The 221-nt window shown below is 47.1% G+C and carries 1 protein-coding gene; it reads right to left on the bottom strand.

Features of this window, described 5'->3' with window-relative positions:
• On the bottom strand, positions 1-221 hold a 221-nt coding region (locus HMPREF3270_RS14045; protein ID WP_176746748.1), incomplete at both ends, for a hypothetical protein.

Here is a 221-nt window from a genome sequence, read left to right as displayed (position 1 = left end):
CAATGTTACCGTGCTCAGTGGTTCGCTTGTTCCGTTTACTACTTTAGCTCCCGCTTCGATTGCATCGATTGTCGGAGTTGCTGGTACTGTTGTATCTTTCACAGTTTGTGCCGCTTCTGCTGACTTGTTGTTCGCCACATCTGACGCAACTGCTTTGATCACTGCGTCATGTGTTAATGGTTCAACTAATTCTGTTGTCCACTTGCCGTCTGCATCTGCTT

This window comes from Staphylococcus sp. HMSC65H10 (assembly GCF_001839185.1).
Classification (GTDB): domain Bacteria; phylum Bacillota; class Bacilli; order Staphylococcales; family Staphylococcaceae; genus Staphylococcus; species Staphylococcus simulans.
This window is presented reverse-complemented; position numbering and strand designations above follow the sequence as displayed.